Here is a 19206-nt window from a genome sequence, read left to right as displayed (position 1 = left end):
TTCGTTCCCCCCATTTTCGGCGGCCCCCCTTGCGATCCGTGTTGACTCTTGACGCTCGCGAGTAGAACAGAAGGGGAACATTTTAGCTCGCGGCAGAATTTGGAGTCTATGTCATCGCCCTCGAAACCCCTTCTCGATGCGCTACGCACTCGCATTCGTCGGATCGAGACGAGCGAGAAGCGGGACCGCGGGGTGTTGCCGTTCGGGATCGAGGCGGTGGATCGCCGGCTGCCTGGCGGCGGGCTCTCGCTGGGCGCGCTGCACGAGGTCGCTGGCGGCGGGGCAGGCGCGCTTAACGGCGCGGCGGCGGCGCTGTTCGCCGCGGGGATCATGGCGCGTCTGGATGGGCCGGTTCTGTGGTGCGTAAGCCAGCGCGACCTCTTCGCGCCGGCGCTGGCCCAAGCAGGGCTTCATCCTGACAGGGTGATCTACGCCGAGATCGGCGACGACAAGGCCATGCTCGCCTGTTTCGAAGAAGGCCTGCGTCACGGCGGCGTCGCCGGCGTCGTCGCTGAGCTGTCCAAACTGCCGATGACCGCCTCGCGGCGTTTGCAGCTTGCGGCGGAAGCGTCGGGCGTGCCGGGTTTGGCGGTGCGCCGCTGGCGCAGACAGTCAGACGCCAGCGATTTCGGTCAGCCGACCGCGGCCGTCACGCGCTGGCGAGTCTCAGCCCTGCCTTCGAAACCCCTGCCTGTACCGGGTGTCGGCCGCCCCCGCTGGCTGGTCGAGTTGATCCGGTCCCGCGCCGGCGAATGCGCGGATTTTGTCCTGGAAGCCTGTGATGAGAAGGGTCGTCTCGCTCTCCCTGCCGACTTGGCCGACCGATCGGTTGCGCCGGTCGATGGGCGCATCCGCGCCGCCGCCTGACGCGCCGCTCGTGCTCGTCGGTCGCGACGGCCGCAAACGCATGGTGCTGGCGGCCGATGCGGCCGCTCAGGGACTCGGACTCCATCCTGGCATGGCGGTAGCAAAGGCCCAGGCCCTGGTCGCAGAGTTGACCGTGATGGACGCCGACCGGGAGGCCGACGACCTCGCGCTGGACCGGCTCGCGCTATGGGCGCTGCGACGCTATGCGCCGATCGTCGCGCCCGATCCGCCCGACGGCCTGATGATCGACATTGCTGGAGCCTCTCACCTGAAAGGCGGTGAGGCGGCCTTGCTCGACGACTTGACCGAGCGGCTCGCCTCGGCGGGCATCCACGCGCGGACCGCCGTTGCACCGTCCTATGGCGCAGCCCATGCGCTCGCGCGGTTCGGCGGCGAGGACAGGATCGTCGCCGAAGACGAGATCGCAGACCGCCTGAGCCCTTTGCCGGTCGCCGCGCTGCGCCTGACGCCCGTCACGGTTGAGGGCCTGCGCCGGCTCGGCTTCGACCGTATCGGCGAACTTGCGGCCGCGCCGCGCGCACCGCTCACCCTTCGGTTCGGACCCGAGCTCGGGCGGCGGCTCGATCAGGCCTATGGCCGCGTCGAAGAGCCGTTCGAAATGATGACGGCTGCGGAGCTGGTGAGGGTCGTGCGTGATTTCGCAGAGCCGATCGGCGCGCCGGAGACGCTGGCGCGCTACACCGGCAAGCTGGTCGCTCAGCTTTGCGAGGCGCTGGAGGAAAAGCGGCTCGGGGCGCGCAAGCTCGACCTGCTGTTTCACCGCGTCGACAATCGCATTGAGGCGGTCCGCGTAGGGACCGCCAAGCCGGTGCGCGACGTCCGGCGCCTGACCCGGCTCCTCTGCGACAAGATCGAAACCGTAGCGCCGGGGTTCGGGATCGAGCGCATGACGCTGACGGCCGCCGTCGCCGAACCGCTGCACTATCGGGCCGGCGCATCGAGCCTGGTCGAAACCGCGCCCGCCGATGTTTCCGAGCTAATAGACACCCTCGCCAACCGCATCGGTGCGAACCGCCTTTATCGCCTCGCCCCGCGCGAGAGCGATGTGCCCGAGCGCTGCCTGAGCCGCCTTGCCCCTCTGGCTCCGGCGGATGGGCGCACCTGGCCTGTCGACTGGCCGCGGCCCTCGCGGCTGCTCGACCCGCCCGAGCTGGTCGAAGCGATGGCGCTGCTGCCCGACCATCCGCCCGCCGCATTCACCTGGCGCGGCCAGCGGCGACGGGTGATGCGCGCGGACGGTCCGGAACGAATCTTCGGCGAATGGTGGACGCGCGACGCCGAACTGGAGGCGGTGCGTGATTATTTCCAGGTCGAGGATGAAGCGGGCGAGCGCTTCTGGCTCTACCGGGCCGGCGACGGCGAGGACCCGCATACGGGCTCGCACCGCTGGTTTTTGCACGGGCTGTTCGGATGAGCGCGCGCTATGCCGAACTGCAATGCGCCTCGCATTTCTCCTTTCTGCGCGGGGCCTCCTCGGCCGATGAGCTTTTCAGCCAGGCCGCCGTGCTGGGGATCGAGGCGCTGGCGATCACCGACCGCAACTCGCTTGCGGGAATTGTGCGCGCCCACGAAGCGGCCAAGGCGACCGGCGTCCGCCTGATCGTCGGTTCCCGGCTAGTACTCGCCGACGGGACCGAGCTTCTGGTCTATCCCACCGACCGGCCCGCATACGCTCGGCTGTGTCGCTTGCTCAGCCTCGGCAAGGGCCGTGCGGGCAAGGCGAAATGCGAACTCCATTGGGACGACGTCGCCGCATGGAACGAGGGTCTGATCGCCGTCCTGGTTCCAGACGAGGCCGACGACCTGACGGCGCGGCGGCTGCGAAGGCTCGCCGATCTCTTCGGCGACCGCGCCTATTGCGCCCTGACCTTGCGTCGGCGGCCGCGAGACCATCTTCGCCTGCACGGCCTCTCCAATCTGGCGTCGGCGGCCCGCGTGCCGACCGTGGCGACCAACGATGTCCTGTTTCACCATCCCTATCGCCGCGTCCTGCAGGACGTCGTGACCTGCATCCGCGAGGGCGTGATGATCGACGACGCCGGTTTCGTCCGCAATCGCCACGCCGACCGCTATCTGAAACCGCCCGAGGAAATGGCCCGGCTGTTCCGCCTGTGGCCGGAAGCCGTCGCCCGCAGCGTTGAGGTCGCGGAGCGGTGCCGCTTCAGCCTGGATGAACTGGCCTATCAATATCCGCATGAGGTGGTCGAGCACGGTCTGTCGGCGCAGGCGACCTTGGAGAAACGGACCTGGGAAGGCGCAGCCGAGCGCTATCCCGAGGGCCTCCCGGACGAGGTCGCCGCGACCCTTCGTCATGAGCTGACCCTGATCGCCAGCCTCGACTATGCACCCTATTTCCTGACGGTGGACGCCATCGTCCGGCAGGCGCGCAAGCTCGGCATCCTCTGCCAGGGGCGCGGATCGGCGGCCAACTCCGCCGTCTGCTTCGTGTTGGGCGTCACCTCGATCGATCCGGGCCGTAACGACCTGCTGTTCGAGCGCTTCGTCAGCCAGGAACGCAAGGAGCCCCCGGACATCGACGTCGACTTCGAGCATGAGCGGCGCGAGGAGGTGATCCAGTGGGTTTATGAAACTTACGGCCGTCACCGCGCCGCCCTCTGTTCGACCGTGATCCGTTATCGCGCTAAGGGCGCGCTACGCGACGTCGGCAAGGCGCTAGGCCTGCCCGAGGACATGATCGGCCTCCTGTCGAAGCAACTCGGCCATTGGGCGACCGAGGGGGCGGACGAGAAGCTTGCGAGCGAACTCAATCTCAATATGGCCGACCGCCGATTGCGGCTGACGCTCGAACTCGCGCGCGAACTGATCGGCGCGCCGCGCCACCTGTCGCAGCATCCCGGCGGCTTCGTCCTGACAGAGGACCGCCTGGACGAACTGGTCCCGATTGAACCCGCCGCGATGGAAGACCGACAGGTGATCGAATGGGACAAGGACGATATCGACGCGCTGAAGTTCATGAAGGTCGACGTGCTGGCGCTGGGGATGCTCTCGTGCATGCGCCGGGGGTTCGATCTCCTTCGCGAGCACAAGGGCGTCGACCTCGATCTCGCGATCATCCCGGCGGAGGACCCGCGCACCTATGCTATGATCCGGAAGGCCGATACTCTCGGGGTCTTCCAGATTGAGAGCCGGGCGCAGATGGCGATGCTGCCCCGCATGAAGCCGCGCACCTTCTATGACCTCGTCATCGAGGTGGCGATCGTCCGGCCCGGTCCGATCCAGGGCGACATGGTCCATCCCTACCTGCGGCGGCGCGAGGGACGCGAACCCGTCGACTATCCGACGCCCGAACTGGAGCGGGTGCTGGGCAAGACGCTGGGCGTGCCCCTGTTTCAGGAACAGGCGATGCGCGTCGCCATCGAATGCGCCGGCTTCACCCCCGGCGAGGCGGACCAACTGCGCCGCGCAATGGCGACGTTCAAGCACACCGGCGGCGTATCGGCCTTCGGAGGCAAGTTGATCCAGGGCATGGTGGCGCGCGGCTATACCGAGGAGTTCGCCACCAGGACGTTCAGCCAGCTCGAAGGCTTCGGCTCCTACGGATTTCCGGAAAGCCATGCCGCATCGTTCGCACTCATCGCCTACGCCTCGTCATGGCTTAAATGCTGGCACCCCGATGTCTTTTGCGCGGCGCTTCTCAACGCGCAGCCGATGGGCTTCTACGCCCCGGCCCAGGTCGTTCGCGACGCGCGTGAGCATGGCGTCGAGGTGCGACCCGTCTGCATCAACGCTTCGCGCTGGGACTGCACGCTTGAGTCCACGGACCGCCCGGGCGCCTTCGCTGTCCGGCTCGGCCTGCGCATGGTCACAGGGCTGGCCAATTCGGACGGGGCGGCGCTCGTGGCGGGCAGGGATCGCCCTTACGCCGACATCGACGATGTATGGCGGCGCTCGGACGCCGAGGTGTCCGCGTTGGTGCGGCTGGCGGAGGCGGATGGTTTCCGCGCGGCCTTCGGTCTGGCGCGGCGCGAGGCGCTATGGGCGATCCAGGCGCTGCGCGACGAGCCCTTGCCCTTGTTCGCGGCGGCGGCCGGCGACGATGGACGGCCGCCGCCCGAGATCAACGAGGAGGCGGTGGCGCTGAAAGCGATGACCGCGGGCAGGGAGGTCGTCGAGGACTATCAGCATGTCGGTCTTTCGCTTCGTCGCCATCCGGTCGCCTTCCTGCGCGACGAACTGGCCGGCGAAGCCATCGTCACCTGCGCCCAGGCTCAGGGGACGCGCGACGGCCGCCTCACCAAGATCGCGGGTCTGGTGCTGGTGCGCCAGAAGCCGGGGTCCGCGAAGGGCGTCATGTTCATCACCATCGAGGATGAGACTGGAGTGGCCAATCTGGTCGTCTGGCCCGACATCTACGAGAAGCACCGCCGCGTGATACTCGGCTCGAGCATGATCGCTGTGCAGGGGTGCGTCCAACGCGAAGGCGACGTCGTTCACCTCGTTGCCGCGAAACTCTTCGACCTGTCGGACCGGCTGGGCCGGATCGGCGAGAAGGATGACGCTTTCCCGTTGCCGCACGGACGTGGCGACGAGTTCCATCACGGATCGAGCGGCTCCGATGCGCGCGAGGGCAGGGGTCTTCGTATCAAGCCGCGGGATTTTCGCTAGTCCCGCGACGTTAGCAGGATCGACAACGGATCCGAGGCGTTCCTCAGAATAAGAGAGCACGGCATGACGTTTGACGAAATCTGGACGCTTGAGAAAAGCCTCTGGCTCGGCGGTCGCGAAGCCTACGCAGCGCTCCTGCATCCGCGCTGCCTGATGGCCTTCGCCGAGGTTGGAATCCTGGACGCTGAGACTGTCATCGATAGCATCACCGGACCGCGTTGGCGCGAGGTCACACCCAGCGACTACACAATCGCCCAAGCGAGCGCCGACCTTATTGTTATTGGCTATCGCGCGGCGGCTGATCGACCAGAAGCTCCTACCTACCGCTGCGTCTGCACGTCCACTTACCTCCTCTCCGAAGGTCGTTGGCTTATCATCCAGCATCAGCAAACCGTCGAGGCTTGATGTTTCTCTTAGCGCGCTGTCGCGACCAAGCCCAGGCGTTTTGCCGCAAATCGCGAGTGCGGGCCTGGATCGGACCCGGGAGTCTCTTTCACTGCGGCCTGCGACTCATTGCGGTGGGTCGAAAGGTCCGCTTTGGGTTGTCCCGCGAAGAGTGACGGTATCGCGATCAAGATGCCGCGCAAGTCGGAGTTCGTGGCGACCTCAACGCTGGAGAGGGTATCAGCCGGCGACTGTGACCGTGGCCAACAAGGTTTCCACCGGTGGCGGCGTCGCCATGGTTGGAAACGTCCTCGCCGGGGGCATCATTGGCGCCGGAATCGGTGCGGGGACCGGCGCGATGCTCGATCTGACGCCGAACCCAGCGCACGTGGATTTCAGCCAAGAGCGCGCGCCAGCGACCAGTCGTCCGGAGTAGGAGTTCGACAGAAGAACGGCGGCTCATCCGGGGCCGCCGTTTCCAATTGAATGAAGAGGTCACCTAGCCTGAGCGGTATGGAACGGAGAGCGGCGCGCTTCCTTCGATAGAGGCAACGAAGGAGCAAGCCATGCCACATCAGAACACGTCATCGCCCAGCGCGACCGCTCAGAATGCCGCGACCGATCCGGCGGCTCCGCGCGACCAGGCGACAGATCAGGACCGCAAGGAAGAACCTCGCTCCTACGCGGCGCCGGATGCTTCCGACAGTTCGCTAGCCCCGCCCGCCGCGGGCGAGGTGTCCGACTATATGGACGAAGGGGAGGCCTTGGACGGAGAAGCCGTTCAGCAGGGCGCCAATCACGCGAACCGGCCCGACCGTACCGAGGCCATGGATACGCAGGGCCCCAAGACCAGGGCCGCAAACCGCGACATCGTGCAGGGCAGGAACTGAAGCTTGGACGGCGGCTCTGCCCGGGCCGCCGTCCGACTGAACCTCGGTTGATCAGTCTGGGTTAGCGATCGGCGGCGTCGCCGGTGGAGCTTTCACCGCTTCCTCCTCCAGCTTTCGGCGCTGGTCGGGGTTCTCATCCGGTTGAGGCGTAGTGACGCTGGGATCGGGCTCCCGTTCCCGGCGCTCAGCTTCGTCGGTCTCGCGTCTGGCTTGCTCCTGGAGGCTGTCTTTATCGGCGGGGCCGCGAGAGTTCGGGTCGTTTGGCGGGACGTCGGTCATGGTCATATCCTCTCTAGGGTTGCCCTTAACCAAGCGGTGGGCGCCGATCCCGTTCCAGCAGGCTGCCCCTTGGGGTTCCAAACTCTAGCCTAGCTAACCAATGGCTCTTCTGCACCTGTGTCTTCCCCGTCGTATCGAACGAACGATAGCCGGCCATCGGGCTCCAGCACGCCCCATTTGATCATATCCAGCCGTTCGATCCCGGCCTTGCGTATTTCCGACAGGATTTCGTCCGTTCTGATGCGATCCTTGTGCAAAGCATCTTCGACGAGCCTGCCCCTATTGATCACGATCGCAGGCAGCGCCTCGCTGACGGTTTGAAACCATTTCAGCCGGTAGGTCATCACCGAGTCGATAAAGGTCAGGAACAGAAGGGTAGCGGCCCCGACCAAGGCTCCTGGGATAGACTCGTCGCCAGCCGTCAGGGACGGCGATACGATCTCGGCTATCATCAGAAGGGTGACGATCTCGAACGGCGACATCTGGCTAAGCTCACGCTTGCCAAGGAACCGAAACCCCGCTGTTAGAGCGACGAATATGATCGTGACCCGCACGATCAAATCCAGACCGTTGCTTTCCTCCGGCTCGATGACGCCGACAGCTCCGAGGAAAACCACGGCTGCGATAAGCGTGACGCCGAGAGCTTCTACCTTTCGTAAGCGTATTTTGGGCGGGACAGTCGCCAGCTTGGGCAGAGCACTTAGGTCCGCAAGATGGGGGCTTGCTTTCATCTTTCCGCGTCCTTGCAGTTAAGCCGATAGCTTCACAACGCAGCGCGCGGTTTAGGGTTGGCTGTGTGCCTAATCGCACCCTCAGCAAAGGGGCGGTGTAGATTTGGGAGATTCAACCGTAACCATGCAGTCCTTGAGGGGCGTCGCCGGATAGGCAGGCCGACCTCGCCGCTGCGCATGACCGAGCGGTGGCGCTCGACGCCCAGGTCAGGAAGCTCACAGCTGATCTGTACGACAGGAACGAGACGCCGCTCTGGAGAAGGCGGAGCAGAAGGAAGGCGAGATCCGCCAACTCCAACAGGTGATCGTGTCGCTGCGCCGCTCGGAGGATATCGAATGACCGACACGCCCATCCAGGGTCGCGAAATAACTCTCGGGCAGTTTCAGATGAAGCTGCGGGAGTTGATAAAGCTGGACGGTCGACCGGTGAAACCTCTAGGCGCGTGTACGATAACTGTGGAGCGGGCTCGAAATCACGCAGCAAAGGAAATCAAGGCTTATAAGGCTCGCATGAGGCTTGAGGCGGAAGCGCGGGGCGAGAAAGAACTCGAGTTTATCACTCGCGCATTGAAGGGAGGCCGGAAGGCCCGCCCTAATTAACGCGCCGCCGAGTTGCCGCCCAAGCCTGGCTGACGGGCATAAGAAAACCCGTCTGCCACATTGGGACTCAGACGGGCCTAATGAGCCGAGGCTCGTAGCCTAAATGGGAGCCAGTATTAAAAGCGCAAGGCCCACAAGAAATTAATCAGCACCGCCTGCAATGATCGTCAGAACGGCCCAGATGATTACGGCCAGTGCGATCACACCCCCAAACGCGGCGGCGATTACGAGGCGCTTTTCAGCCGCAGTCAGCCTCCGATGATCCATTGTTCCGTGATCTCCGTGGACGGCAGCCGGCGAACAGTACGCGTAGCACCATTGTGAAACCGCAGGTGATAAACTTGTCTGCGCTCCAGAAGCGCCCTGTAATTGCTCGATATTAAATCTGGTGGAGCGCTCAACTCGAACTAAATAATATTTATCCTTGCTTGTTCCGTCTTTATGGCTCACCGTCTGGATGTCGATATCTCTGCGTAACGCCCTATTTCTTTGCGACGCATCGAGATTTCCGTTTCCTTAGACCCGACAGCTCTCAGGACCTTTTCCTCAGGGCAATCTTTCTCGGAGGTCATGGAAATGGCTACTGGCATTATCAAATGGTACAATCCTACCAAGGGTTTCGGTTTTATCGCTCCTGACGCTGGCGGCGGCGACGTCTTCGTCCACGTCTCGGCTGTCGAGCGTGCTGGCCTCAGCGGCCTGAACGAAGGCCAAGCGCTGTCGTATGAACTCGAGCGCGACCAGCGCTCGGGTAAGACTTCGGCAGGTCAGCTGCAGGTCGTTTAAGCGAACGCGCCAGTTTAATGGCGCTATTGAGGCTCGCTCTCTCAGGAGGGCGGGCTTTCTCGTTTCTAGAGACGCTTTGACTTCCCGGAGGCTGTGAGGCGCCGGCAGCAAGAAGGCCCGACCGGCGGCCGGGCCTTTACGCGTTCTAGAAATGACGCGTCAGATACGCGGCCCACGGCCGCGCATGCCGCCCACAACTAGCGAGACGACGAACAGAATGACGGCGATGATGGCGATGAATTTCGCGATCTCGAACGACATGCCCGAGATGCCGCCGAAGCCGAGCACGGCGGCGACCAGGGCGATGATGAAGAAGATGATGGCCCAACGAAGCATGGATGGTCCTCTGGCGTGTTGATGACGGCGTGAACGTCGACGCCTCCGCCTCGATCGCTCCACCCGTCGGCCAACGTATCGGAGGCTTGAGCGTTCCGAGGGACTGGAACCGTGCTATCCGACTTTGCAGCGACGTCCATTGGCGATCATTTGGAACCCGGCAAGCGCCCGCCAGTTGGCCTTTCGCAGCCCACCCCATCCTCGGGGCTGCCCTCTGTAGAACCGCCGAGCCCCTCGCCGGATGCCCCAAGCGCCGGCGAGGGGTTTTCAGTTCTGCAGGACGCCGCGCTCGATCAGACCGAGGACGACGGGGTCCTGAAGGGAGGCGGCGACTTCGCGCGCGAAAGCGCGGTGCGCCTCTGCCTCATCCATGATCAGGCGTTTGCTGCCGTCCCGATGCGACGAGAGACGAAAGGAAATCTCGCGCTGCTGCTTGGCCAGGCGCTCTATCCGAACGAGTTTCACTCCGGCCTGATCGCGCAGGTTGGCGCGTGAACTGACGACCATGATCGACCTCCTGAGCGAGCCGATAAAGCTCGGGAGGCGATAGACGGTTCCCACGCATGGAACTCTTCCGCGCTGGGCCGGTTGGCACACAGCGTCGCGCTTGCTGGCCCCGTGCGGCGCTCCGGGGAGACGAGCGCCCTCCGCTGTTATCCTGGCGGCGGAGTGGCGCTCAACCCGCCGGCAGAAGATCTCGATAGGGTTCGCCTCGATCGCCTGCCTCGGCTCTGGTCAGCACCTTGGTTTCCTGCTGCGATCCTACGTGGATGACGATGTCTCGATGGCGCAGGCCGTCGTGTAGGGCCGTGCACTTCGCCCGCACAGCAGACAGCACGTTGACCCAGTGGTCAGTCTCGACCGTGATCAGGCCCGGCAGAAGGTTGGGGTCGTCGCCGGCAGCGGCAGCCATGGCCTCGAGGGCATCGTTCAGTTGGTCGGGCGTCATGGCTCAGCGGTGTAACTGAGTCGCCCTGCCGCGGCCTAGCGTGGGCGCCGCAGCAGGCGCGCCGCCTCTTCCTTCCACAGTGCGCGAAAGCGCAGGATGATGGACGCGGGCAGGTTGGCCGCCGCGCGCGATCGGCGGTGAAGGTCATGGGCCTCGGCTTCGAAGCGGGCCGCCTTGTGCAGATCGGTCTCGGCTGTCATGGCGATTCCGGCCAGACTTTCTGCACCGTCAACGATCCGGCCGGGCAGGGCCGCAGCATGAGGTCTTCGGCCGCGCTGAGATCCAGCCAGTGGACGCCAGCACCCTGCGGCAAGAGGACGATCTGGCGGTCATGATAGGGCGCGACGTCGGGGCCTGGTTCGGTCGTCAGCATGGCGAAGGCCCCGTCCTTGACGATGCCGGCGATCCAGAACCATGGTTGGCCGGCCATGGTGAACAGCCATTTCGTCTTTTTGCCCTGCGCCTTAGGCTCGGTGAACTCGTAAAAGCCGTCGGCCGGGATCAGGCAGCGGACGGAGTTGGCGAAAGACCGGCCGTCCGAGCGGAAGTTGAAGACGGGTTTCCCGGTCGGGCTCTTCCACGCCCAGGTCGTCATAGTCAGCTGCGGGCCATCGGCGCCTCGGGTGACGACGGGCGCAATGTCGCCGATGCGGTAGTCGGCCGGAGGCAGGTTGGGCAGGCCGCTCGGAAAGCCGAGCGACCGGCCCGCGTCACGGAATGGCGCGGCGATTTGGTTGGCCGGCACGTGCAGGCGATAGTTGTTGCACATGGCGCATCCTCAACTCTGGCCGAGCGACGTTCAATCCCTGGGCGGGCCGGGGCCGATAGAATCCCCACGCGCCATATGTCGGGCTGGCCGTTCCATTCTTGGCCACAAGCCTGCACGGCGGCTATGGTGGCGAAGAGTGGGGCATGGTCGTGGGCCGCAGGGTGGAACCCGACCATGAGTTTCTGGAGCTGCCGGTGGATGTCCCCAAGGCGCTCGAGGTCTTCAGCCGTGGGGGAGGTGTTTCACCCTGTACTTCTCGCAGCGGATCGCGAGTACTGAACTCGACAGGACTCGGGAGCCCATTCCAGTACGGCTTTTGACTCAAAGCGGACGTTCAGCGCGTCCGCTGTCTGGGGGGCTCCTAAGGACGGGCGTCAGCCGGTGCCGGCAGGTCAGCGCGCGCCGATCAGGTCTCCAACAAGCTGAAGATCACGCTCGGGGTCTTGTCACCGCACAGCGTCTTCTTCCGACGCGAGACCCAGCGGCCTGAGCGACGCCGAACGTCGTCGATAAGCGTAGAGCCGAACGGTCCGATCGCGGCTCCGGTGCGAGGAGCCTCGGGCTCCCAAAGTTCGAACCGCCCGTCGACGATCTTGTTGAACAGGACGCTGTAGCGCCAGTAGTCGGCGGGGTCGTCGGCGGCGGCCATCTTCTCGAACCAGATCCTGGCCCACCGATTTCGCTCGTAGGCGTAGAAAGCCGCTTCTCTCGCCTTGGAGATCAGGCCTTCGTTGATGGTCGGGCGCGACAGCTCCTGCGTCGCCAACGGGCTTTCGAGCCCGAAACCGAGCACCATGAGCGCCCGGGCCTGATCGGCGGGCACAGGGCTTTGCAGCTTCACGCGAGCATACCGATCCAGGAACGCCATCTGATCGGAGACCAAGGCAGCTAGGACCTCCTTGGCCAAACCCTCGTCGGAAACGGCGTCGTCCAGCCGGGCCGTGCGTAGGGTGTCCATCTCCACGCCCGCCGCAGACCCCCAGACCGAGAGCGACTCTAGTGACAGAGCGGCGGGACCGAAGGTCAGACGAACAATGCCGGTCTCTCCAGCCATGGCTCGAAAAAGGCCGGCCGCCAGAGCGGGTTCATCTTTCGACAGACCTTTGGCGAGACGCATGGCGAAGTTGGCCACTTGGTTCCGCTTACGCCGCTCCAAACCAAGCAGCGTCGTCGCCAAGGCACGAGCGTCTGACGGCGAGGCAGCGATCAGCGCGTCTACGCCGGCGGAGCCGACGTCCTCGACCATGATCCTCGCCTGCTCCGGCGTCAGCGCCGCCTGAAACGTCTCGAAGTTCGCCCAGCCGGACTTCTGTCGCGCTTCGAACTCCTCGTCGGTCTCGTTCAGCCGCGCGACGAGGCCCTCGAAGCCGGACGCGGGTTTAGGTTCGACCAGTTCGAACAGGCCGGGCTTTAACACCGGGGGGACCTTTTGCAGGACGACCGGCGGGGTAAAGTCCAGCTCGAGCTCCAGCGTTGCGGCGATGGCGAGACGCAGGCGCCCGGTCACCAGCTGGCCAAGCTCCGGTCCGACCATGTCCGCCGCATGCCCCCACAGCTCGGATGTCGTCTTGTCGAGGAGGGCTTCGTGGGTGATCAGTCCAAGCTTCGCGGCAGCGATCATCACGAGCGAGCCATACCAAACCTCGAACTTGTTATCCCGGGCGTCGATATCGACCTTGGGCCACCCGCTGTCGACGACCCGACGGATCAAGGCCTCGTCGTCGAGGTGGGCGATGACGTCCATGGCTATGGCGCGGACCGAGTCATGGTCACCGACCGCGAGATCGCCGATGATCTCCCGAGCCCGCGCGGTCAACCTCGACCCTGAACTCCGGGCGATGACGAGCGCGACTAGCTGCCGATTGATGTCGTTCGACGTCAGCGCCTTCTCCAAGGCCGCCTCAAGCTTTTCAGGCGAGGCGGGCCGAACCACCTCGGCCAGCTTGATTAGAGGCGGTCCATGCGGAGGCAGGGCGGTCAGAGCGTCGATCTGGGCGTCGCCGTCAAAATGGGGCAGGCCAATCTGGAGCGAATACTGGGCGCTTACCCAGTTCTCGCGGGACTGGGCGTCCTCGGGGTCCCGCGGCGAGCTCAGGTCGGCCGCCATCTTCAAGAACCGGGACGCGGTCTCCGCATGCAGCGCCGCGCTGTCCGCCTCCAGTCCGGTGATCCCGAGCCGCTGCATCTTGGTCGATCCATCGAGCACCGCGTTGGCGTACTCCCGCAGCTTAGCGACGGCGACCCCAGGCATGAAGCGCGCGAGACCCGGGCGAGCGTCCCTGAAGAAGTGGTCCTCGCTCCCCATCGATCGGCTCTTGGTCAGCTCCGCGACATCCAAGTCCGCATAGCCGACCGCGGTCTCGGCGATGTTGTCCGGCTGCGTCGCATCGGGATCGCAGGGATCGGAGGCGCAGTATTTCTCGACAAGCCGCCATCCGGGGAAGTGCGTTCGGTCAACCGTCAGTTCTTCAACCAAGGCCTTTGCCTGCTCAGCATCCGCTTCCCGGCTGAGCGCCCGAAGCAGCTGCACGCGCGCCCAGCGCGCGGTGGAGGACGCCCCAGGGTCAACGAGGACGTCAGACGCCGCGATCATCTCTCCCTTGGTGTCAAGCCAGTCGATCCGATTGAATCGCACTAGGGCCAGGAACTGATCGTAGGGATCGTTGTAGCTCGAGTTCAGCGCCATGGAGTAGGCGCAGGCCACAAGGGCTTCAGCGAACGGTGCCAGCGCGCGTCCTGCGATGAGTTCCAGCGCTTCGCGCTGCAGCTCGGACGGGTCTCCATCGATACGGTGCATCTTCTTCTCGAGGAACATCTTTTCCGCGGGCGACAGGCCCTTGAGCCGCTTTTTCAGCTTCTTCGTCTGCTCGGCGAGCTTCTTAGCGTAGACCTCGGCCCCCTCATGTCTGGCCGAGAACATCAGGCCGACTTCGGGCGCGAGGCTGTAGGACCGCAGCCATTCGATCGCATACCGCGCGATGACGTCCCAGCACCGTTCCACCTCGCGAACTTCGCGGAGGGCCGCGGACAACCAGTCGGCGTGCGCGATATGGCGCGACGTCGTGACGGCGTCCTGAAGCGCCAGGAGCGCCGCTTCCGGTGCGTTCCGCACGATGCTCCGGAAGGGGTCGTAGAGCTCGTCGCCGATATTCTGGAGGGTGAGGAAGCCGACCATGAGCGCCGATCGGATCGTGTTCGGACAGGTTTCATCCACGCTCGCCGCCATGGCGGCGGCCAGAACGGCCTCTGCGGTCTTATCCAGCGCCGCGACAGGCTCCAGCACCCGCTCGAGCTCCTCCGCCGCATCCCTCCCGTTTCTGTCGGCGGCGCGCAGTGCGCTGAGCAGCGCCAGACCGAGCGCCAGCGTCAGTCCGGTGTCTGACAGGCTGTACAGGCCCGCCTCGCCCTCGACCGGCTTGAAGAAGTGTTCGGTCGTCACTGCCATGAGATCGGGGGTGAGAATGTAGGGTGCCGCGCTGCCGGCCATCTGATCGAAGATCAGCCGATCTTCGGTGTGCTGGCTCTTCACGCGTTCGAGGATTTCCTTCGCGTGCAACGATAGACGTCGGGCGAACTGCTCTGCCGTCTCCGGCGTCTCGCCGTCGCGGGCCCCTGTTCGGATATGTTCGAACAGCAGTCGCTCGACGCTGAGCTCGGTGAAGTTCTGGATCTGGGCGTTGTCGAGGAGTTCGAACGCGATCGCGAGGATCCGGGGATTGCGGAGCCGTGCATGGACGTCGGGCGCAACTTTGGTTGGATCGATCCCCCTTTCCTTCAGGGTTTCGTCCAGCTCCGCCTTAGTCCACTCAGGGACGTCAATCACCTTGATGTCGGTGTTCAAGCTACGCCTCAGCCGCTCATCGAAGAAGGTTCGGCGTACGGTGATGACGAGCGCGCCGCCCATGTCGGCGACTTTCGCGGCCGCGTCGTCGAGCCAACGCGGCCATTCAAAGCGGGGCTGCTGGTTTAGACCGTCGACACAGACCAGGAATCGCGGACCATCTTCGCTCGGCGCGTTTTTCCAGCGCTTCAATCGCGTCTTCCAGCGATTGCGGGTCAGATCCGTGTCGTCGTCGCCGGTCTGCTCCATGATCTTATTGATCAGGAAATAGCTGAACTCGCCGTAGGCGGCCGCTGTGCGCATGTCGCCGGCCGACACGAACAGCGCCAGAGGCCGCCGCGTCAGCTGCAGCCAGCTGTCTGCCACCAGCCAAGTTTTGCCCTGACCTTCGCCGCCAACGACGGCGAGCACGCGTCTGCTCGGTGACGCGATGATTTCGGTCCTCAGCGAGGCCGTCAGACTGTCACGCGGCCGGTGCGCCATGGCCGCTTTCGCCTTGGGCGAAATCGCCTGGCCGAAGGCCGCCCGGGCCCGAGCGCGGTCCGAGAACTTGTCGTCCAGCCAAGTTTGGTTGGCCATAACGGCGTTGGCCATGCCCATCGACGCCGCCTGCAAGCTAACCTTGAACGCCGCAATCGGCGCCTCGAACGCGTCGGACTTGGCTAGGACCTCCAACGCCAGGCGCGCCTTTTTCGCCATCACGGCGTCGGCGAGATGGCTGGTTAGAAAGGTGCCAGCCTCCTTGGCGGCTGCCGCGCAGGCGACGGCGAGCGGCGGCACCGATGACGTCGCCGGCCAGTCAAGGACCTCAACGGCAACGCCGTTCTTTTTGGCCGCCCCCTCCATGGGGTCCAAGAGTTGAGTGCTGACCTCTACGGTGGCACCCAAAAACCAGACGTCCGGCGGCGTCGATGCATCGATCAGCCGCGTGATCTTAGTGAGCACCTCATTGTCAGGGAGTTTGCCGGTGTAGAGCTTGGCTTCAAATGCGATCTGACCGTCTCGAGCTGACGTGGCGCCGTCCTTCCCGTTCTGCAGCCCGGACTTGGCCAAGCGGAATGGGCGCCCGGACGCCGCCGACAATACCTTCGCTAGAAGGCCCTCGAAACCCTTCGCGCCGGCTGGCTTGAGTGCGAGCAAGGCGGCCATCAGATCGGCGAGCGCCGTGGTGTGGGCGGATGGCTTGGCCATGCGTCGTTCCTCAATCGCTTGGGAGACCTTGGTCGCGGTCTCCTCTTGGAGCCGGGGGAGCAATCAGCATGATAGACTTGCCTGTGCCGATGGCGCGACCGACATAGTATGCAGGTCTGCCGCCGTTTACGTCAGCGGCACTTTATGGTTCAAGCCAGTCGACTTCCGCCCGCCTGAAATTACCCAGGCCCATACGTGGGAACGAATGCCGGCCAAAGTCACCCTTGCACCGGCGCTGGCCTACGAAAGTCCGGGAAGTCGCGCCGGAACCGGATTGATCGCCGCAGCGTCTGCGCTGCGGATGAAGAACGCCATCGGAACGCTCGACAGGTGGTGCTCCGAACTGGACATTAGCAGAAGGCGATTGATCGTGTGATCCTGAATGCCTTGGGCCGGCAGAGCTGCTTGGATCTTGGCGGACAAAGACTCATGACCGACCTTCGCGATCACCTTTTGCCCAGTGACATGTGAGCGTGTGAACTGAGCGGCGATCGAGGACTCGACGTTTGGCTTAGGGCCTTTAGTCGCGCGGGTTTGTAGGTAGCGGAACGCCTTGGCGAACAGCTCATGATAGACCGACGCTTCGTTCCCCCCACTTAGACTGAGCACGTCCATGGGCTCGACCAAGAAAGCGAACGTCTCGCTCTCCATGGTGCGCCCCAAGGCGTTCAAGCCGCCATGTGACGGCTCGCCTTTCAGCAGCATGGCTTCGGTAATCTCACGCCATCGGTCGGGAGAATCCGTGACGATGGCGGCACCCGTCGCTTGCGCCAGATACATGGCCATCTCGAAATTCGGTGCCAGGCTCATCATCGTGAGCATGCTGTTCTCAACGCCCTCCAGCATCGAATCCGGCTGAAGCGAGACCAGCGGGTCGCGCAATTTGAGTTCGGCCAGCCCCTCGCGAAGATCCTCGCGGCTGACGTCTTCCAGTCCCGGAATTCCGTCATCTAGTTGGCGCTCGAAGACGTCCGCGGGCATCATCATCATGGCGCGCCGCCCGTCCGCCTCGATCACTTGGAAGGCAAAATCATCCTTCGGACCCATCGCCGGTCGGCGCGCCGCACGGGCTTGCGCCATCTGCATCATCTGATCGCGCAGGTGGAAGTCGAAGAAGCAGGGATCGGGCACCAGGTTGACGAGGCCGCTATCCACCAACGGGAAGAGCTTCAGGAATGTGAGAAGCGCTTTGAGAACTTCCTGACGGTACGCCCGAGGGTGTTCGACGGGGCTGAACTCCTTCGCGACCGTGCCGGCATGGACGAAGGGGTGCTGGATAATCACCTCGCCGAAGTAGGGAACCATTCCCACGACGTAGCGGTTGATCGCCTCCGGATGGATGAGGCCGGTGTAGACGGCCCGGGGACGACCATCGGGCTTCGGGAGGAGCTGCAGCAAATCCGTCTCAAGCGGCCAGAAGGCGGCGAACACACCGTAGAGCTCGGCGATCTTCTCGTCGGTCATCGCGCCTCGGACCTCATCCCAGGTCTTGCCTTCGTTGAACCCCGTGATGTCCATGATGGCGTTGAAGAGGGCCATGTTGCGCTCGCGGATGCTGAGCGCCGTCCAGCTTGGCCGAAGGTGGACCGGTCGCGTCGCGCAACAGAGGCGATAGGCGTATTCGGACCCGCACCCGCACGCATCGGTGGGCTGCCGGTCGGCCGCAACCTTGGTCAGCGCCTCGTGAGGTTTCTCGGTGCGACCGAATGCGTCCTGATAGAAGACCCGACCGTCCTCCATCTTGGCGAACATCTCTCCGCCGAAACCCCAGAGCTCGTCCTTGGGAGGCAGGAGAGGCTCACCCAACGCGCTCCATTCTGCGGGCACGTGATCCTCGGGGTAGAGCCAATCCTCCCGGCCCGCCGCCAGGTAGCGTCCCGCTCTGGCCTTCAGGATCGCGTTAATCTTGAGAACGTCCCGGCGCTCGAGCGATCGCGATCTGATGAAGGCGTCGGCCTTTACCATCGCCTGACGGAAGTTGCGAGCGAAGGTCCGCTTCTCCAGCGGCGCGACGCCGGGCTCCTGGGCGAACTCGAGGTTGGTCAGGATCAGGCAGAAGTCTCGGCTCAACGGGAAGATGGTCTGAGTTCCCTTCAGCGCAACCGATGGATCATGAGGGTAGGCGTTCCGGGGGTCGTTCGGCGGCAGGGCCGAATTGTAGACGGTGACCGGATGGTCGGTGACCAGAAACTTCACGTCGGACGCTTCAGCGGAGACAATTTCCCGAACGCCCTGGCTCCAGATCGTGCAGTTCATCATGCGGATGCCCTGCATCTCCTGCATGAGTTCGTTCTGTGTCAGCGAAGGGTATTGAGCGCGGAGCCAAGCCAGCCCCTTTGGAGTGCGCAGCTTCTGGGTGTCAATGTAGCTGAACAGGGTCTGGAAGTGCCGGATCCACGCGTTCTTGTCTTCTCCCATAAACGCGCGGACGGCAGACGCCCCACTGCGATCCACGGCACCGAACAGCATACGCTCGATCTCGTCGTTCACAGAGGTGCCGAAGAACGTCGAATAAAGATCGGTCTCGACGAAGCAGAGTGAGGTCGGGCGATGCCACCGGGATCTGCCGGGCTTCAATGTCCCATCCGGTTGTGGATATTGCACCGGCTCTAGATCGAGGTAGGCGAGGGTGCGCTTTCCGGGTTCGAAGAAGCCCTCCTGGTACCAGCGCGGGACATAGTGATTTTCGCGGCTTGCCATGGGCATATCGTCAGCGAGCCTTGGGCCAAGATCAATCGCAGCGCGTGCTTACTCTTCATGGCCCAATATCGAGGGCTCCATGAGCGCTTCTGCGGTACTTCAGCAGCGGCCTTGCGGCAGTCCGGCAAAACGTCTGAAAGTGTGTGTCCTGCCAAGGTCCGTTTCTGGCGCGTCGCCGACATGAGCGCGGATAGGCGAGGACACCTGGCGATAAGCCGACGAAAACCCCTCCGGTG

Annotated in this window: 17 protein-coding genes; 8 read left to right on the top strand and 9 right to left on the bottom strand. The window is 64.2% G+C overall.

Annotated features, from left to right (window positions below):
* Positions 1-48 precede the first annotated feature (48 nt).
* From ABC419_RS10055 to ABC419_RS10030, 6 genes are all read left to right on the top strand, one after another.
* Complete coding sequence (locus tag ABC419_RS10055; RefSeq protein WP_459562592.1) at positions 49-867, top strand: ImuA family protein; 819 nt, start codon at positions 49-51, stop codon at positions 865-867.
* Positions 842-2302 (top strand): DUF6504 family protein, encoded by a 1461-nt coding sequence (locus ABC419_RS10050; RefSeq protein ID WP_234288686.1) that lies wholly within the window; start codon positions 842-844, stop codon positions 2300-2302. Before ABC419_RS10055 ends, ABC419_RS10050 begins: the two co-directional genes overlap by 26 nt.
* Positions 2299-5514, top strand: a complete 3216-nt coding sequence (locus tag ABC419_RS10045; RefSeq protein ID WP_200165188.1) for an error-prone DNA polymerase — start codon at positions 2299-2301, stop codon at positions 5512-5514. The genes ABC419_RS10050 and ABC419_RS10045 overlap by 4 nt, the downstream gene beginning before the upstream one ends.
* Positions 5515-5577: 63 nt before the next feature.
* Complete coding sequence (locus ABC419_RS10040) at positions 5578-5919, top strand: nuclear transport factor 2 family protein (RefSeq protein ID WP_200165187.1); 342 nt, start codon at positions 5578-5580, stop codon at positions 5917-5919.
* Between the two features lie 238 nt (positions 5920-6157).
* Entirely contained in the window at positions 6158-6334 is a 177-nt protein-coding gene (locus tag ABC419_RS10035) for a hypothetical protein (protein ID WP_200165186.1), read from the top strand.
* Between the two features lie 130 nt (positions 6335-6464).
* Entirely contained in the window at positions 6465-6788 is a 324-nt protein-coding gene (locus ABC419_RS10030; RefSeq protein ID WP_200165185.1) for a hypothetical protein, read from the top strand.
* A 51-nt stretch (positions 6789-6839) separates the two neighbouring features.
* On the opposite strand, the gene ABC419_RS10025 is transcribed toward ABC419_RS10030, so the two are convergent.
* Positions 6840-7067, bottom strand: a complete 228-nt coding sequence (locus ABC419_RS10025) for a hypothetical protein (protein ID WP_200165184.1) — start codon at positions 7065-7067, stop codon at positions 6840-6842.
* A gap of 89 nt (positions 7068-7156) precedes the next feature.
* Complete coding sequence (locus tag ABC419_RS10020; RefSeq protein WP_412877584.1) at positions 7157-7798, bottom strand: DUF421 domain-containing protein; 642 nt, start codon at positions 7796-7798, stop codon at positions 7157-7159.
* A 336-nt stretch (positions 7799-8134) separates the two neighbouring features.
* Here ABC419_RS10020 and ABC419_RS10015 point away from each other — a divergent pair, with 336 nt between their 5' ends.
* Both ABC419_RS10015 and ABC419_RS10010 read left to right on the top strand, forming a co-directional pair.
* The gene (locus ABC419_RS10015; protein WP_412877585.1) at positions 8135-8398 is read left to right on the top strand and encodes a hypothetical protein; all 264 of its coding nucleotides are present in this window, start codon (positions 8135-8137) and stop codon (positions 8396-8398) included.
* Between the two features lie 576 nt (positions 8399-8974).
* Positions 8975-9184 carry a cold-shock protein gene (locus ABC419_RS10010; protein ID WP_200165182.1) on the top strand — a complete coding sequence of 70 codons (210 nt, stop codon included), beginning with the start codon at positions 8975-8977 and terminating at the stop codon, positions 9182-9184.
* A gap of 159 nt (positions 9185-9343) precedes the next feature.
* On the opposite strand, the gene ABC419_RS10005 is transcribed toward ABC419_RS10010, so the two are convergent.
* The 7 genes from ABC419_RS10005 to ABC419_RS09975 all read right to left on the bottom strand — a co-directional run bounded on the left by ABC419_RS10005 (position 9344) and on the right by ABC419_RS09975 (position 18970).
* Positions 9344-9520 carry a DUF1328 domain-containing protein gene (locus ABC419_RS10005; protein ID WP_200165181.1) on the bottom strand — a complete coding sequence of 59 codons (177 nt, stop codon included), beginning with the start codon at positions 9518-9520 and terminating at the stop codon, positions 9344-9346.
* A gap of 267 nt (positions 9521-9787) precedes the next feature.
* A complete protein-coding gene (locus tag ABC419_RS10000; RefSeq protein WP_200165180.1) occupies positions 9788-10081 on the bottom strand; it encodes a hypothetical protein in 294 nt (97 codons plus the stop codon).
* Positions 10082-10196: 115 nt separating this feature from the next.
* Positions 10197-10433 (bottom strand): hypothetical protein, encoded by a 237-nt coding sequence (locus tag ABC419_RS09995; RefSeq protein ID WP_200165179.1) that lies wholly within the window; start codon positions 10431-10433, stop codon positions 10197-10199.
* A gap of 71 nt (positions 10434-10504) precedes the next feature.
* Positions 10505-10669: a hypothetical protein gene (locus ABC419_RS09990; protein WP_200165178.1), complete on the bottom strand. Its 165-nt coding sequence runs from the start codon at positions 10667-10669 to the stop codon at positions 10505-10507.
* Positions 10666-11238: an SOS response-associated peptidase gene (locus ABC419_RS09985; RefSeq protein ID WP_200165177.1), complete on the bottom strand. Its 573-nt coding sequence runs from the start codon at positions 11236-11238 to the stop codon at positions 10666-10668. Before ABC419_RS09985 ends, ABC419_RS09990 begins: the two co-directional genes overlap by 4 nt.
* A gap of 406 nt (positions 11239-11644) precedes the next feature.
* Complete coding sequence (locus ABC419_RS09980; RefSeq protein ID WP_200165176.1) at positions 11645-16270, bottom strand: hypothetical protein; 4626 nt, start codon at positions 16268-16270, stop codon at positions 11645-11647.
* 240 nt (positions 16271-16510) lie between these two features.
* A complete protein-coding gene (locus tag ABC419_RS09975) occupies positions 16511-18970 on the bottom strand; it encodes a DUF4238 domain-containing protein (RefSeq protein WP_200165175.1) in 2460 nt (819 codons plus the stop codon).
* Positions 18971-19206: the final 236 nt, after the last annotated feature.

Origin of the sequence: Brevundimonas phoenicis (genome assembly GCF_047237745.1) — a bacterium.
Classification (GTDB): domain Bacteria; phylum Pseudomonadota; class Alphaproteobacteria; order Caulobacterales; family Caulobacteraceae; genus Brevundimonas.
This window is presented reverse-complemented; position numbering and strand designations above follow the sequence as displayed.

What these genes read in the sequence shown, in the direction of transcription:
- ABC419_RS10050 (WP_234288686.1), top strand. Translation starts at nt 842, where the DNA reads ATGGGCGCATCCGCGCCGCCGCCTGACGCGCCGCTCGTGCTCGTCGGT.
- ABC419_RS10045 (WP_200165188.1), top strand. Translation starts at nt 2,299, where the DNA reads ATGAGCGCGCGCTATGCCGAACTGCAATGCGCCTCGCATTTCTCCTTT.
- ABC419_RS10040 (WP_200165187.1), top strand. Translation starts at nt 5,578, where the DNA reads ATGACGTTTGACGAAATCTGGACGCTTGAGAAAAGCCTCTGGCTCGGC.
- ABC419_RS10030 (WP_200165185.1), top strand. Translation starts at nt 6,465, where the DNA reads ATGCCACATCAGAACACGTCATCGCCCAGCGCGACCGCTCAGAATGCC.
- ABC419_RS10025 (WP_200165184.1), bottom strand. Translation starts at nt 7,067, where the DNA reads ATGACCGACGTCCCGCCAAACGACCCGAACTCTCGCGGCCCCGCCGAT.
- ABC419_RS10020 (WP_412877584.1), bottom strand. Translation starts at nt 7,798, where the DNA reads ATGAAAGCAAGCCCCCATCTTGCGGACCTAAGTGCTCTGCCCAAGCTG.
- ABC419_RS10015 (WP_412877585.1), top strand. Translation starts at nt 8,135, where the DNA reads ATGACCGACACGCCCATCCAGGGTCGCGAAATAACTCTCGGGCAGTTT.
- ABC419_RS10010 (WP_200165182.1), top strand. Translation starts at nt 8,975, where the DNA reads ATGGCTACTGGCATTATCAAATGGTACAATCCTACCAAGGGTTTCGGT.
- ABC419_RS10005 (WP_200165181.1), bottom strand. Translation starts at nt 9,520, where the DNA reads ATGCTTCGTTGGGCCATCATCTTCTTCATCATCGCCCTGGTCGCCGCC.
- ABC419_RS09995 (WP_200165179.1), bottom strand. Translation starts at nt 10,433, where the DNA reads ATGGCTGCCGCTGCCGGCGACGACCCCAACCTTCTGCCGGGCCTGATC.
- ABC419_RS09990 (WP_200165178.1), bottom strand. Translation starts at nt 10,669, where the DNA reads ATGACAGCCGAGACCGATCTGCACAAGGCGGCCCGCTTCGAAGCCGAG.
- ABC419_RS09985 (WP_200165177.1), bottom strand. Translation starts at nt 11,238, where the DNA reads ATGTGCAACAACTATCGCCTGCACGTGCCGGCCAACCAAATCGCCGCG.
- ABC419_RS09980 (WP_200165176.1), bottom strand. Translation starts at nt 16,270, where the DNA reads ATGGCCAAGCCATCCGCCCACACCACGGCGCTCGCCGATCTGATGGCC.
- ABC419_RS09975 (WP_200165175.1), bottom strand. Translation starts at nt 18,970, where the DNA reads ATGGCAAGCCGCGAAAATCACTATGTCCCGCGCTGGTACCAGGAGGGC.